This window comes from Sphaerotilus sp. (genome assembly GCF_031429695.1).
In the GTDB taxonomy this organism is placed as follows: domain Bacteria; phylum Pseudomonadota; class Gammaproteobacteria; order Burkholderiales; family Burkholderiaceae_C; genus Sphaerotilus.
Genome location: NZ_JANPAB010000015.1, coordinates 18,216 through 31,801, shown reverse-complemented (window position 1 = coordinate 31,801; position 13,586 = coordinate 18,216). Strand labels below are relative to the sequence as shown.

The 13,586-nt window shown below is 68.9% G+C and carries 11 protein-coding genes; 1 reads left to right on the top strand and 10 read right to left on the bottom strand.

Annotation, left to right across the window (positions count from 1 at the left end; all coding sequences use genetic code 11):
* Window positions 1–72: 72 nt before the first annotated feature.
* Window positions 73–1,320 (top strand): sensor histidine kinase, encoded by a 1,248-nt coding sequence (locus RMP06_RS03505; protein ID WP_310460391.1) that lies wholly within the window; start codon window positions 73–75, stop codon window positions 1,318–1,320.
* A 19-nt stretch (window positions 1,321–1,339) separates the two neighbouring features.
* Here the strand turns inward: RMP06_RS03505 and RMP06_RS03500 are convergent, their stop codons facing one another.
* From RMP06_RS03500 to flgF, 10 genes are all read right to left on the bottom strand, one after another.
* The gene (locus RMP06_RS03500; protein ID WP_310460390.1) at window positions 1,340–2,002 is read right to left on the bottom strand and encodes a response regulator; all 663 of its coding nucleotides are present in this window, start codon (window positions 2,000–2,002) and stop codon (window positions 1,340–1,342) included.
* A gap of 86 nt (window positions 2,003–2,088) precedes the next feature.
* Window positions 2,089–5,001, bottom strand: coding sequence for a PAS domain S-box protein (locus RMP06_RS03495; RefSeq protein WP_310460389.1), 2,913 nt, complete (start codon window positions 4,999–5,001; stop codon window positions 2,089–2,091).
* Between the two features lie 47 nt (window positions 5,002–5,048).
* Window positions 5,049–6,263, bottom strand: coding sequence for an EAL and HDOD domain-containing protein (locus RMP06_RS03490; protein WP_310460388.1), 1,215 nt, complete (start codon window positions 6,261–6,263; stop codon window positions 5,049–5,051).
* Window positions 6,264–6,271: 8 nt separating this feature from the next.
* The gene (gene flgL, locus RMP06_RS03485) at window positions 6,272–7,510 is read right to left on the bottom strand and encodes a flagellar hook-associated protein FlgL (protein WP_310460387.1); all 1,239 of its coding nucleotides are present in this window, start codon (window positions 7,508–7,510) and stop codon (window positions 6,272–6,274) included.
* A gap of 29 nt (window positions 7,511–7,539) precedes the next feature.
* Window positions 7,540–9,219: a flagellar hook-associated protein FlgK gene (gene flgK, locus RMP06_RS03480; protein ID WP_310460386.1), complete on the bottom strand. Its 1,680-nt coding sequence runs from the start codon at window positions 9,217–9,219 to the stop codon at window positions 7,540–7,542.
* Between the two features lie 27 nt (window positions 9,220–9,246).
* On the bottom strand, window positions 9,247–10,206 hold the full coding sequence (gene flgJ / locus RMP06_RS03475; RefSeq protein WP_310460385.1) for a flagellar assembly peptidoglycan hydrolase FlgJ: 960 nt from the start codon (window positions 10,204–10,206) through the stop codon (window positions 9,247–9,249).
* A gap of 11 nt (window positions 10,207–10,217) precedes the next feature.
* Window positions 10,218–11,357, bottom strand: a complete 1,140-nt coding sequence (locus tag RMP06_RS03470) for a flagellar basal body P-ring protein FlgI (protein ID WP_409050092.1) — start codon at window positions 11,355–11,357, stop codon at window positions 10,218–10,220.
* A 3-nt stretch (window positions 11,358–11,360) separates the two neighbouring features.
* Window positions 11,361–12,038 carry a flagellar basal body L-ring protein FlgH gene (locus RMP06_RS03465; protein WP_310460384.1) on the bottom strand — a complete coding sequence of 226 codons (678 nt, stop codon included), beginning with the start codon at window positions 12,036–12,038 and terminating at the stop codon, window positions 11,361–11,363.
* Window positions 12,035–12,817 carry a flagellar basal-body rod protein FlgG gene (gene flgG / locus RMP06_RS03460; protein ID WP_310460383.1) on the bottom strand — a complete coding sequence of 261 codons (783 nt, stop codon included), beginning with the start codon at window positions 12,815–12,817 and terminating at the stop codon, window positions 12,035–12,037. The genes RMP06_RS03465 and flgG overlap by 4 nt, the downstream gene beginning before the upstream one ends.
* A 34-nt stretch (window positions 12,818–12,851) precedes the next feature.
* Complete coding sequence (gene flgF, locus RMP06_RS03455; RefSeq protein WP_310460382.1) at window positions 12,852–13,577, bottom strand: flagellar basal-body rod protein FlgF; 726 nt, start codon at window positions 13,575–13,577, stop codon at window positions 12,852–12,854.
* Window positions 13,578–13,586 lie beyond the last annotated feature (9 nt).

Here is a 13,586-nt window from a genome sequence, read left to right as displayed (position 1 = left end):
GTCTCGCCCGTGGTGTCCGCGTCCTTGCAACAGCGACGGGCCCACAGGAAACCTGTCCCTACAATCGTTGACATGTTGTCACCCCCTGCGTCCGGACTGCGCCCTGCGACACGGGCCGTGCTGCTGTGTCTGGCGGCGCTGGCCCTGTTGGTGTCCACTCAGTGGCTGGCTCAATCTCTGAGCCCCTCCACGGTCCCTCTCCGTCTGGGCGGGGCACTGGCACTGCTGGGCACGGGTCTGGTGGCCATCGGCTGGCTGTGGCGAGCCGGCGCCATGCCACCCGCACCGACGCCCTCACCCGCGCCACCTGACGGCCTGCGCCTCACCACCGCCCAATCGCTGGCCTTGCAGACACGTCTGCTGCGCGGCCTGCCCGGTCCTGCGCTGCTCGTGCGCCTGCGCGATGCCGCCCCCCAGCTGCTGGCCTGCAACAACGCCGCGCAGGCCACGCTGCCGGCCGCCGGAACGCCAGCGCTGTCCCGGATGGTGCAGGAACTGCTGACGCAAAGCCTCGGTGAGACCGGGAGCATTCAGCGTCTGGAGTTACCGGGGGACTGCTGTGTCCTCTGGCTTCCCCCATCGGCGCAGGCCGCTCCGCCACAGCCTGCGCCACTCCCGCCCGCCGGGACCGCCCCGTCAGCCCCTCCGCTCGTGGACGACGACCGCGCCGCCATTGTCTACACCGTCTCGCACGACCTGCGTGCACCGATCCGCGTCATCGAAGGCTTCACGCGCATCGTCCGCGAGGACTACGGCCACCTGCTGGACCGGGTCGGCAACGACCACCTGGAGCGTGTGCTCGGTGCCGCCACGCGCATGAACAGCATGATCGACTCGCTGCTGGCGCTGTCGAGGCTGTCGACACAGGCGATCGATCAGGTGCCGGTCGACCTGTCGGCGCTGGCGGAGCAGGTGATGACAGAGCTGCGCCAGCAGGCACCCGAGCGACAGGCCGACATCCGTATCGCGCCCGGATTGACGGCACACGGTGACCCGGTGCTGCTGCGCTCGGTGCTGGACAACCTGCTGGGCAATGCGTGGAAATACGCTTCCCGGCGCGAGGTGACGCGGATCGACTTCAGCGCGACCACAGCGTCAGGGCGCACCGAGTTCTGCATCCGCGACAACGGCGCCGGCTTCGACATGCGCTTCGCCGGCAAGCTGTTCGGCGCCTTCCAGCGCCTGCACGGGGCCACCGAGTTCCCGGGCACGGGCGTCGGGCTGGCCTCGGTGCGCCGCATCCTCCGCCGACATGGCGGAGACATCCGGGCCGAAGCCGCGGTCAACGAAGGCGCACGCTTCTACTTCACGCTGGGCTGAGTCGCCGGTTTCCGCTCGGTCAGAGCGAACCCGGCAACGCGAGCTGCTCCAGCGCTTCGACCATCGCGGTGCAGGTCTGCTCCAGACCGCGGCCCTCCTGTGCCGACAGGCGCTGCAGCCGCGCCAGCGCAGGTCCGCGGGCCAGCGAGAAGCGGTGCATGACGATGCCGACGGCCATCGCCACCACGGTGGACAGGACCGCCGGCTCGGTCGATACCGCCTGGGCAGCGGACACACCGTGCCCAGGCGCCGAGGCCGGCGCCCCGGTCTGCCCGGAGGCGCGCTCACGCACGACATCCAGTGCCAACGCCACGGCCGGCACCAGCTGCGCAATGTCCAGCGGCTTGACCAGCAGCGCCAGTGCCCCCAGCGCGCGAATGCGCGCCAGCGTGGCCTCGTCCGAGAACGCCGACAGGAACATGAAGGGAATCTGCAGCGCCTCGCGCAGGTAGTGCGCCACGTCGTAGCCGCTCATGCCGTCCATGCGGATGTCCAGCAGCGCCAAGTCCGGCCGGTGCTGGCGGGCCAGCAGGATGGCATCGTCGCCGTTGTCGGCGTCGATGATGTCGAAGCCTGCGTGCGTGAGCCCATGCACGACTGTGGCCAGCACCAGACGGTCATCGTCCACCACCAGGATGCGCCCGCGCAGGGGGGATGCCGACGTTGCCGACGTGTCTGTCACCGTTGTGCTTCCTTGCGGGCGAGGTTGGGGGGGAACACCATGGCCCGATTGTCTCGCAGGACTGCGCCGACCGGTACCGCCCCGCCTCAAGGGGTTGCACGCTCGCAGCGCACCACGGGCGGTGCCAGCCGCAGCGCGGCCACCACCGTGTCATCCTGCTGCGTCAGCACCAGGCTGGCGCTGCGCCGAGGCAGCAAGGCACTCACCAGCCCCAGCCCCGACACGGTCGCAGGACGCCGGTCGAGCCGGAAGTCTGCCGGCAAGCGGCCTTGGTTGCAGATCTCGACCCGCACCGCTTCCGGCTCCAGCCACAGGCGGCAGACCACCCCCGAGCTGGCCGGACTGTGCTTGATGGCGTTGGTGAACAATTCGTTGAGCGCCAGCGCGATCGGAATCGACTCGGCCTCCGGCAACAGCCAGCGCCAGCCCGGATCGCCCTCGACGGTCAGCTCGATCGCGCGCCCGAAGGTGCGCTGCACCGACTGCGCGATCGCCTCGATGACGCTGCGCACCGCCAGCAGCCCGGTGTTGCCCACCTGCAGCCCGTAGACCTGGGCGATGGCCTGCACCTGCCCGACCACCTCGGCGATGATGGGCTGCACCTGCGGATAGCGCACCACCGCCTGCTGCATCAACCCGGCCACCCCCTGCAAGTTGTTCTTGATGCGGTGGTGGACCTCCTGCACCAGCATCTCGCGCCGCGCGATCGCCGCCTCCAGTTCCGCGCGCTGCGCTTCGCGCTGGGTGGTCACGTCGGTGGAGACCATCAGCAGCTGGTCGACGCGGTCCTCCGAGCGGGCCAGCGGCAGGAAACGTGCGTCCCAGATCTCCGTGCGGCCGTCGCGCACGAGGCGGTACTCGCGTGGCGTGACCACCTGCGGTTGCGCCAGCGCCTCGTCGATGTCGGACTGCAGGCTCGCGCCCACCGGCTGCGGATGGAGCAGCACCAGCGACCGCCCGACCGCGTCGGGCGCCGATACGCTGCACAAGGCCGCGGCCGCCCGGTTGAGCTGCAGCACACGCAGTGTCGCGGCGTCGCACACCGTGATGGCCATCGGCGCCGCTTCGATGATGCGCTGCAGAGAAGCCTGCGCCTCGGCGATGCGCGCCTCGGCCTGGCGGCGCTGGTCGATGTCCATCAGCGCGAAGGTCATCTCACGCTCGCCCTGCAGCCCCAGCGTCGCCACCGCGTTGCCCACTACCCAGAAGGTGCGGGCATCCCGCGCCTGGACGCGGCACTCGAACTGCAGCGCCTCGCCATCGCGCAGCTCGCCGAACAGCGGCACCGTGCGGCGAAAGGGGTGGTCCGTCTCATCGGTGGCGACGGTGTGCAGCGGCTGGCCCATGAAGTCGCCCAGGTCGCCGCCGAACATGCGGCGGGCCGAGCGGTTCAGCCACGAGATGCGGCCCTGTTCGTCGGCGGTGACGATGCCGACCAGCACCGAATCCAGCACCGCCCGCGTGCGGTCGGCCTGCTGGCCAAGCACGCCCGCCATGCGCTCGTGCTCGCTGGCCAGGTGGGCAAGTTCGGCCTGCTGCGTCTTCAGCCGTGTGATCTCGGACAGCACCACGATCGCCAGCGGCATGCGGCCGGCCGGTCCTGTGCGGCGAATCGTGACGGCATACCAGTGCCAGGCACCGTCCTCGTCCTGCACGACCACCTCGGTCTCGTACAGCTCGCCTCGGTCCAGCACGGCATCCAGCCGGTCGAGCGGCTCCTGCGTGCCCCCGGCAAGCAGCGCGCGGATGTCGCAGCCAGAGGCCGCACCCTGAGCCAGCCCGAGCATGCGCTCGAAGCGGCTGTTGCATTGCGTCAGCAGGTGGCCGCGCACCGAGGCGATACCGGCCGGCGAGCTGTCGAGGATGGTGGACAGCTCGCCGAGCAGTTGTTCGGCACGCGCCTGGGCCAGATCGCGCTCGTCCTCGGCGGAGCGGTCCTCCAGCATGCACATGTAGCGCCGCCGCCCGGCCCGGACCTCGTCGCAGCGCAGCAGCGCGCGCACCCAGCGGGTTCTGCCATCAGCGTGCGGCAGTGCGCCTTCACTGCTGACCCAGGCACCGCCCGGCGAGAGCGGCTGCACCATCGCGCCCTGTGACCAGTTCAGCAGCCGATGCAGCGGCGCGGCCGCTTCGCTCAGGTCCACCAGCGGGCCACCCGACAGCGCCTCGAAGCCCTGGTTCGCCCGCAGCACCAGCCCGCGGTCGTCGAACAGCGCCATGCCCATCGGGCTGAGGTCGAACCACTGGTCCAGCTCGCGGGAGAAGCGCTCGGCCTGCTCGCGCGCCACGTGTTCGGAAGTCGTCTCCTGCAGCACGGTCATCAGCAGGCGCCGGCCGCCGATCGCACCGCCACCGGTCGCATACCGTGTCGAGCGCACCCAGCGCGAGCGCCCGTCGCTGTCGACCAGACGCGATTCGCGCAGCGCCGGGCCGATGAACTCGCCGGGCTCGCGTTCCAGACGTTCGCGGTCTTCCTGGGTGACACGGCGCTCGTCGGCCGGACACAGCGCGATCGGATCAGTGCCGATCAGCGCCTCGCGCGCACGCCCGGTGAGCGCCACGAAGGCATCGTTGACATCCAGCAGTCGGAAGGAGTCGTCCTGGAGCATCGCCGGGAAAGGCGCCGTCCAGAGCAGCGCACGCAACTCGCGCAGTGGCCGCTCGATCAGCGTCAGGGGTGTGCGGGGCAGCGTGACAGCGCTGCCTTCCGGCGGCAGGCACAGCACCCACGGCCCACTGTCCAGCCGCGACAGCGACGGCGCGGACCCGGCACTGACGCCCGCGGGAAAGTAGGCCTCGATCCGCCCGCCCGCCAGCACCGCGCGCAGGCGGTCCTGCAGCGGCTGGCCCAGCGCAGGCCCCAGGTCGGCCAGATTCATGCCGGGCTCGCACGGCAGGCGGCGCAGGGCGGCCTGGTTGGCATGGACCAGCCGTGCCGAGTCGTCGAACACCAGCACGGACTCGACCAGCGCATCCAGCAGGGCATGGGGCAGCTTCATGCCACCAGTGTAAGCAGCGGGCCACGGCGCCCGGCGACAGTGCAGGGTCAGCCGAGCTGGAACGCGCTGGCCAGAGCGTGCAGCAATGCGCGGTTCACGTGGCGCACCTGGAAACCGTGCTGCGCCACTTTCTCGCGCACGTCATGGCCGCTGCCACCTTCCAGCGCACGCACGAGGTCGAGCGCTGCGTGGTACGGCCCGCGCTCCTCGGCCAGCGCCTGGTAGACGCCATCGGGCACCGGCAAGGTGCCCAGCAACTCGCTGAACGGACGCTGGAACATGCGGTCCAGCAGCGAGAACACCCCGCAGATGAACATCTCGTTGCGGAAGTCGGCGCTGCAGCCTTCACCAGCGAGGGCTTCCATCAGCAGGCCGCGACGCACAGCGGCGTACATCACCGGCCGCTGGTTCTTGTCGTGCCCCGCCGTCACCAGCAGCAGAGAGAGCCAGCGCTTGAGCCGCTGATACCCCAGCAGCATCACCGCCTGCGAGAACGAGGTGACCTCGACGGTCAGGCCGAACACCGGCGAGTTGATGTAGCGCATCAGCTTGAAGGCCAGCGCGGGGTCGAACTTGAGCGTGGCTTCCAGCTGCGCCAGCGGCGCCTCCTGGTGCACCTGGTTGATGAGTTGCAGGGTGACCTGCAGGTCCGGCCGCGATGCGCCACCGGAACGCGGCACCGTGACCGTCTCCTCGACCGGCCAGCCGAGCACGGCCACCGCGCCGCGCCGGAATGCCCCCTCCATCTGCTCGATGGTGTGGACACCTTCCTGAAAGAAGCCGATCGAACGCTTCACCCCCTCCGGCACCGGTCCGTCATCCAGCCGGCGCTCGTCGGCCAGATCGATGATGGCGTACTTGAAGGCACCCAGCAGCTCGCGCGGCAGCGGCTGGTCCGGTCGCCCCGACAACAGCAGCGTGTTGCCGTTGTCGGCAAGCTGCAGGATCGCGTCCCGGTGTACCGGGTCGCAGGCCATGAACTTCGGCACCTCGATCATCACGTTCGACGAGGGCTGCACCATCAGCAGATCCGCCAGCAGACGCTCCAGGCGCACCGAGAGCACAACCCGCGGCCCGTCGGCTGGCCAGACCTGGCTGACGGCGGTGAGCAGCTCCCCGACTGGCAGCCAGCGGGCATGCCCAAGCGGAAACACCGACAGCCGGGTGGCCATCACATTGCGCTGGCTGTCGATGATCGGGCAGTAGCTGAGGGCAACCTGACCGAGGATGGGTGCGTCCGGGGACTGCATGGTGGGGGACACGCGCCGCGTCAGTTGCTGATGTAGTCGAACAGGGAGAGCTTGCGCACCATCGAGTACGACTGGAGCGCAGCCTGGTAGGCGGACTGCTTGGTGGAGAAATCCGAGATGCCCTGGGTCATGTCGAGATCTTCGGCCTCCGAACGGGTGGCCTTGTCGCTCAGCACCCGGTCCTGCGTGCGCGCATCGAGGCCGTCGAGCCGGTTCAGCGTCTCGCCCGAGCGCGAACGCACCACCTGCAGATTGCCCAGCACCTGGTCGAGGTCACGCAGGCCATGGTTGATGACCTGGGCGCGGTCCCCGGCATTCGGTGCGACAGTCGCCGAGGAGCCAAGCACGTCGATCACCCGGTCGAGCGCATCAAAGACACTCAGGTTGGGGCTGGACGGTTCGATCGTGAACGTGTCGCCGGCCACAGCAGTCCCGGAGATGCCCACGCTCATGCCGGGCAGACCGGTGATCGGTGTACCGGACACAAAATCGTGGCTGCTGTTGGCCGCATCGGGAAACGGCGTGCTGCTGCCGTCGCTCGCCACGAGGCTGACGCTGTAGCGCGTGGCAGTGGTGAAGCTCACCTCGTAGCGCTGGCCTTCGGTCAGCGTCAGGGCGGACGGATCGCTGACCTGGCCGGCGCTGATCCACGCCGTGCTGGTCGGTGCCACCTGGCGGTCGGTCTCGAACACGCCGTTGCCCGTGCGGGCCTTCAGCCAGAGCGCGTCGCCATCGACCGCGAGCGGCAGATCCTCGGACAAGGAGCCGTCGACCTTGCCAGAGGTACCCTGAAACTCGACACCGACCCCCGAGTCGACGAACGGGAGGCGGTCGCTGCCCTGTCCACCGAACACGAAGTGGCCTGCACCGTCGTCGGTGTTGGCCATGGACAGCAGCTGGCCCTTGATCTGTTTCAGGCGATCGGCCAGCAAGGCGCGGTCGGCGGTGTTGAATGCCCCGTTGCCTGCTTCAACGACGGCTTCACGGGCGGTCTGAACCAAGTCCACCGCGTCGCCGATGGACGACTCGACCACCGACATCGCGTTGCGGCTGGCACCCACCGTGCGCAGCAGGCCCTCGCTGCGGGTCTGGTCGGCCAGCGCACGCTCGGCACGGGCGGCACCGGCCGGGTCATCGCTGGCGCGTTCGATGCGCTTGCCGCTGACCATGCGTTCCTGGGATCTGACGAGATCCTGCTGGCGGCGCATCAGGGAATTCAGGCCGGTCTGCTGGCTCAGGGCGGACGCTACACGGGTCATGTCGATCTCCGGTTCAAGTCAATAAGGGTTCAGTTCATGACCGACAGCATCGTGTCAAACAGCTTCTGTGCGGTCACCAGCACCTTGGCCGCGGCCTGGTAACTCTGCTGGTACTGCAGCAACCGGGCCGCCTCTTCCTCCAGGTTCACACCGGTCTCCGCGCCCAGCTGTTCCTTGTTCATCGCCGCCACATTGCCCGAGGACTCGGAATTCGAGGTCGCTCGCTGCACGCGCACCCCCAGCTCCGAGATCACCCGCGCGTGTGCGTTGTTGAAGGTATTGCCCTCCACTGTGGCCGCCTTGGCGACGTTCTGCATCAGCAGCGCATTGGCGTTGCCCGAGCCGGCCGCCGTGGCGCTGGCCGCGGCCAGCTTGCGCGGATCGGTGATGGCCACGGCCGCCGAATCCGCAGCCCCGCTCACCGGCTGCAGCAGGAACTTGTCCTGCGACGCCAGCGCCGTGGTGCCCACGTCGAAGGTGAAGCCATCGACCTGTGCACCATTGGCCAGTCCGCCAAAGACCGTGCCGTCCGACTGCCGCGTCACCTGGTAGCGGGTGCTGTCCGACGGGTCGAGCTGCAGCGTGTAGTCGCTGGCCTTGAGCTGCGCCCCCTGCCCGGCCACCCGACTGATGCTGACCTTGGCCACGAACTCGCCACTGCCATCGCGGGCATTGAGCGCCGAGGCCACCACCACCGGATCGCCGACCTGCATCAGTGGCTGGCCGACCGCGCCGTCGAGGTCGGTGCCATTGGCATGCTGGGTGTTCACGGCATCGGCCAGCGCCGTGGCCAGCAGGCCCAGACCGGCACGGGCGTGCCCCAGGTCTTCGTCCTGGAACCTGAGCAGTCCGGCAATCGAGCCGCCGCTGAAGGTGTGCCCGGGGATCTCGCGGTCATGCCCGTTCAGGTCGATGGCGATGCGGATCTGTTCCGGCACGTTCGCGTCCGGCACCGTCTTGAGTTCATAGCTGTCCGAGCCCAACACCAGCGACTGGCCGCCGCCGACGAACAGGCTCACCGAGCCGTCGGGCTTGCCGTCCTGGCCGCGGTTGTCGACCCGGCTCACCTCGATGTGCTGGCTGAGTTGCGCGATCAGTTCGTCGCGCTGGTCGAGCAGGTCGTTGGGCTGGTTCTTGGCGCCGCCGGTGCCGGTGAGCTGGCGGTTGAGCGCCGCGATCTGGCCGGTCAGTCCGTTGACCACCGTCACCTCGTCGCTGAGCTGCTGCGACGTGGAGGTCTGCAGGGTGGCGAGGTGCTCACCGGTGCTTCGAAAGCGCGATGCGGTCGTCTCGACCGCCGAGAGCACGACCTCGCGCACAGCTTCGTCCTTCGGCGCAGCCGCCATGTCGCCAAAGGCTGCGAACAGCTTGGACGCGGCCTGGCCCAGCCCCAGCTCGCCCAGTTCATAGCCGCCTTCGAGCTGGGTCAGCATGCCCAGGCGGGTGCTGTCGGCCGTGGCCTGCGACTGGCTCTGGTTGTTCTGCGTGGTGAGGAAACGGTTCACCGCCCGCTCGACCGTGGTCACCGCCACCCCGCCGCCAATGTAGCCCACCCCCGAGCTGCGCCCAGGCACCGTGGTCAGCTTGACCGACTGGCGCGAATAGCCATCGACGGCGGCGTTGACAATGTTGTGGCCGGTCGTGCTCAGCTGGGTCTGGGCGGCGAACATGGCCTGCACACCCAGGTTCATCAAGGAGTTGGTGCTCATGGTGGTCGGCTTGGTGTTTTTGGTTGGTTAGGCTTGTATATCGGCAAATTGGCCAGCGCGCCCAAGGCTGCGCTGCAGCCTTTGCGTGGTCTGGATCACGCGGGTGAGCTTGGCGGCGTAGTCGGGGTCGGTCGCGTAGCCGGCGCGCTGCAGTTCGCGGGCAAAGGCGCTCGGATCGTCGGTCGCACGGCGGGCGGAGGCATAGCGCGGACTGCTGCCGATGAGGCGCGCGTAGTCACGGAAACTCTCCTCGTAGGAGCCATAGGCGCGGAACTGCGCCTGCACCTTGCGCGGCTCGCCGTCGATCACCTCGGTGGTGGTGGTGGTGACGGTCGGGCCGTTCCAGCCGGCACCCGCCTTGATGCCGAACAGGTTGTGCGAGTTGCTGCCGTCGCGGCCGCGGATCTCGCGCCGCCCCCAGCCCGTTTCGTGCGCCGCCTGGGCGAGCATGAAATCGGCCGGGATGCCGCTTTCGGCGGACACCTTGGCTGCTGCCTGCGCCTGGGTGGCGACGAACTGCTGCGCATTGCTGCCGTAGGACGTCGCGGTGCTGGCCGCTTCGGACTCGGTCGCGCCAGACAGGGCCGACACGGCGTTCCCGGTGGCCGTGCCCAGGCTGCCGCGGATGCCGGGCAGGGGCAGAAACCGCGGCTGACCCGGCGCCGCTTCGGCGGTCGAGGCCACGCCCATCTGCCGCTCCAGCTGCCGGGCGATGGCTGCGGCCAGACCGCCGGGCTGGCCCGACAGTTGCATCGCGTACTGCTGGTCGAGCATGTCGCCGCCCATCGCCGTGGCCGAGTTGGAGAGCATGCCGCTGTCCATCGTCGTGGCACGCATGCTCTTCATCAGCTCCTGCATGAACAGGGCCTCGAACTGGCGCGAGACTTCCTTGATGGTGTCGGCGGGATTGCGTGCCGCCGCACCACGCAAGGCGTCGAGCGAGGCGCCGCCCGCGGCGAGTTGCTGGGTGGAAGACGGGCGTTGCATGTCGGATTCCTTCAGATCACTTCGATTTCGGCACTCAGGGCACCCGCCGCCTTGATGGCCTGCAGGATGGCCAGCAGATCCGCGGGCGAGGCGCCCAGCGAGTTGAGCGCCTTGACCACGTCGGTCAGCTTCGTGCCGGCGGGCAGCTGCACCAGCGCGCCGCCGTCCTGCTGCATCTTGATGTCCGTGCGCTCCGTCACGGTGGTCTGACCGCCCGACAGCGGGCCCGGCTGGCTGACCACGGGCGTCGTGCTGATGGACACCGACAGGTTGCCGTGCGCCACGGCACAGGCGCCCAGCGTGACGGCCTGGTTCATCACCACCGAGCCGGTGCGGGCATTGACGACGATCCTGGCCGCGGGCGCTGCCTGCTCCAGCGAGAGGTTCTCGATGTCGGCCATGAAGCTCACGCGCTGGTCCGGTGTCGGTGGCATCTTGACGCGGATCACGCGCCCGTCCATCGCGGAGGCCGTGCCGGCACCGAAGCGGGCGTTGATGACCTTGGCCACCTCGCGGGCGGTGTTGAAGTCGCTGCTGTTGAGGTCGAGCTGCAGGAATTCGCCCTGGGCCAGCGGGTTGCTGACCGCCCGCTCGACCGTGGCGCCCCCCGGGATCCGCCCGGCGAGCAGGTGGTTGACCTGCACCTTGGAGCCGCCCGAAGACGCCCCGGCACCCGCCACGATCAGGTTGCCCTGGGCCAGCGCGTAGATCTGGTTGTCGGCGCCGCGCAAGGGCGTGCCGATCAGCGTGCCGCCGCGCAGGCTCTTGGCATTGCCGAGCGAGGACACGGTGATGTCGAGCGGCTGGCCCGGCTGCGCGAAAGCGGGCAGCGTGGCCGTCACCAGCACGGAGGCGACGTTCTTGAGCTGCATCCCGGTGCCCTGAGGGATGGTGACGCCGAGCTGCTGCAGCATCGCGTTCAGGCTCTGCGTCGTGAACGGGGTCTGGGTGGTCTGGTCACCGGTGCCATCCAGACCAACGACCAGCCCATAGCCGACCAGCTGGTTGGGGCGCACACCCTGGACGCTGGCGACCTCCTTGATGCGCACCGCGGCCTGCAACGGTGCCATGGCCCCGAGCAGCGCCGCGAAGCAGCCGAGGCGGATCCACAGCCAGCGGGTCGATCGGGAGTTCAGAAGGTGCATGGCCATCGCTCAGATCGGCATCAGGTTGAGGAAATACCGCGACAGCCAGCCGATCTGCTGGGCATCGGCCTGGCCGCCTCGGCTTTTCTGTTCGACGCGGACATTGGCGATCTGGGCCGAGGCCACGGTGTTGCCCGGCTGGATGGAGCGCGGGTCGATCTGGCCCGAAAAGCGCAGCACGTCGACGTTGTCGTTGACGCCGATCTGCTTCTCGCCCGAGACGACCATGTGGCCGTTGGGCAGGACCTCGACCACGACCGCGGTGATGGTGCCGCTGAAGTTGTTGGAGTTCTCGGTGCCGCCCTTGCCGCTGAAGGTGTTGGCGCTCTCGCCACCCACGCCGAGCTTGCCCAGCACCGACGCTGGCAGCAGAGGTGCGGCGCTGATTGCCCCCGACAGCGAGCCCTTCTTCTCGACATTGCTGGTCGAGCGCGCGCTGGCGCTGACCCGCTCGACGATCTGCACCAGCAGCGTGTCGCCAACCAGGCGCGCGCGGTGGTCCTCGAACAGCGGGCGGTACTGGGCGTGCTGGAAGATCGCGCCGTTGTTGACCACCGGCCGCACGGTCGGGTACGGATGCACCGGCTCCGTCGGCGCCAGATCGACCTTGGCCACCGTGGGCATGAGCTGGCAGCCCGACAAGGCGCCCGCCAGCGCCAGCACCACCAGGCCAGCGCGCCTGGTCACAGCTGCGTCAGACGCGACAGCATCTGGTCCGACGTGGTGATGGCCTTGGAGTTGATCTCGTAGGCCCGCTGGGTCTGGATCATCGCCACCAGTTCCTCCACCACGTTGACATTGGAGGTTTCGATGAAGCCTTGCGAGAGAGCACCCATGCCGTCCGAGCCAGGCGCAGCGGCGGAGGGCGTGCCGGATGCGGCCGACTCGGTGAACAGATTCTGGCCGCGTGGCTCCAGGCCGGCCGGGTTGACGAAGGACGCCAGCGTGAGCTGACCCACCGCCTGCGGCGCGGCCTGGCCGGGCATGGCCACCGAAACCTTGCCATCCTGCGCGATGGTGATCGACTGCGCGTTGGGCGGAATCGTCACGCCAGGCTGCACGAGCTGGCCGTTGTTGGTGACGAGCTGGCCGGTGGCGTTCAGCTGGAAGGATCCATCGCGGGTGTAGCCGGTCGTGCCGTCGGGCATCTGGACCTGGAAGAAGCCGTTGCCCTTGATCGCGATGTCCAGCGAGTTGGTCGTCTGCTGCAGCCCGCCCTGGCTGAACTGGCGCGAGGTCGCGACCGTGCGCACGCCGAGGCCGACCTGCAGCCCGGTGGGCAACTGGGTCTGCTCGCTGCTGGCCGCGCCGGTCTGGCGCAGGTTCTGGTACATCAGATCCTCGAACACCGCGTGCGACTTCTTGTAGCCGTTGGTGGCGACGTTGGCGAGGTTGTGCGAGATGACGTCCAGCTGGGTCTGCTGGGCTTCCATCCCGGTTTTCGAGGTCCACAGGGAGCGCATCATGGTGGGGGTTCCTTGTTCGGATACGTCGGGGACGTCAGTTCATGGACAGCAGCTGCTGGGCCTGCTGTTCGTCTTTTTCGGCGGTCTGCATCGACTTCATCTGGGCCTCGAACTGCCGGGCCGCGGCGATCATGGCAACCATCGTGCTGACGGCGGAGACGTTGGAGCTTTCCAGCGCGCTGTCCTGCACCTGTGCCGCCGGATCGGCGTCCAGCTCGCCCGCAGGGGCGCGGAACAGGCCGTCCTCGCTGCGCTGGAGCGGTGCCGCGGAGGTGACCAGCTTGAGCTTGCCGACCGGCGCCGGCACACCGCCTGGTACGCGGGCACTGACCGTTCCGTCACCGGCAATGCTCACCTCGGCGTTCGGCGGCACGCTGATCGGGCCGCCACCGCCCAGCACGGTCAGACCGCTGCGGGTGACCAGCGTGCCCTCGGCGTTGACTTCGAGCGAACCGGCGCGGGTGTAGGCCTCCGTGCCGTTCAGGCCCTGCACAGCCAACCAGGCGTTGCCCTTGACGGCAACGTCGAGGCTGCGGCCAGTCGCGACGACGTTGCCCGGCTCCGGGTTGTAGCCGGTGGTGGTTTCCAGGGCGTAAGCGCGCGTCGAGGCACCGTCGCCCCGAACGGGCACCGCGCGGAACGACTGCAGCTCCTCGCGGAAGCCATTGGTGGACACGTTGGCGAGGTTGTGGGCCAGGACGTCCTGGCGCTGCATCGTCGCCTTGGCGCCCGACATCGAGAGGTAGATGCGGCGGTCCATGTCGTTCTA

What these genes read in the sequence shown, in the direction of transcription:
- RMP06_RS03505 (WP_310460391.1), top strand. Translation starts at nt 73, where the DNA reads ATGTTGTCACCCCCTGCGTCCGGACTGCGCCCTGCGACACGGGCCGTG.
- RMP06_RS03495 (WP_310460389.1), bottom strand. Translation starts at nt 5,001, where the DNA reads ATGAAGCTGCCCCATGCCCTGCTGGATGCGCTGGTCGAGTCCGTGCTG.
- flgL (WP_310460387.1), bottom strand. Translation starts at nt 7,510, where the DNA reads ATGACCCGTGTAGCGTCCGCCCTGAGCCAGCAGACCGGCCTGAATTCC.
- flgK (WP_310460386.1), bottom strand. Translation starts at nt 9,219, where the DNA reads ATGAGCACCAACTCCTTGATGAACCTGGGTGTGCAGGCCATGTTCGCC.
- flgJ (WP_310460385.1), bottom strand. Translation starts at nt 10,206, where the DNA reads ATGCAACGCCCGTCTTCCACCCAGCAACTCGCCGCGGGCGGCGCCTCG.
- RMP06_RS03470 (WP_409050092.1), bottom strand. Translation starts at nt 11,357, where the DNA reads ATGGCCATGCACCTTCTGAACTCCCGATCGACCCGCTGGCTGTGGATC.
- flgG (WP_310460383.1), bottom strand. Translation starts at nt 12,817, where the DNA reads ATGATGCGCTCCCTGTGGACCTCGAAAACCGGGATGGAAGCCCAGCAG.
- flgF (WP_310460382.1), bottom strand. Translation starts at nt 13,577, where the DNA reads ATGGACCGCCGCATCTACCTCTCGATGTCGGGCGCCAAGGCGACGATG.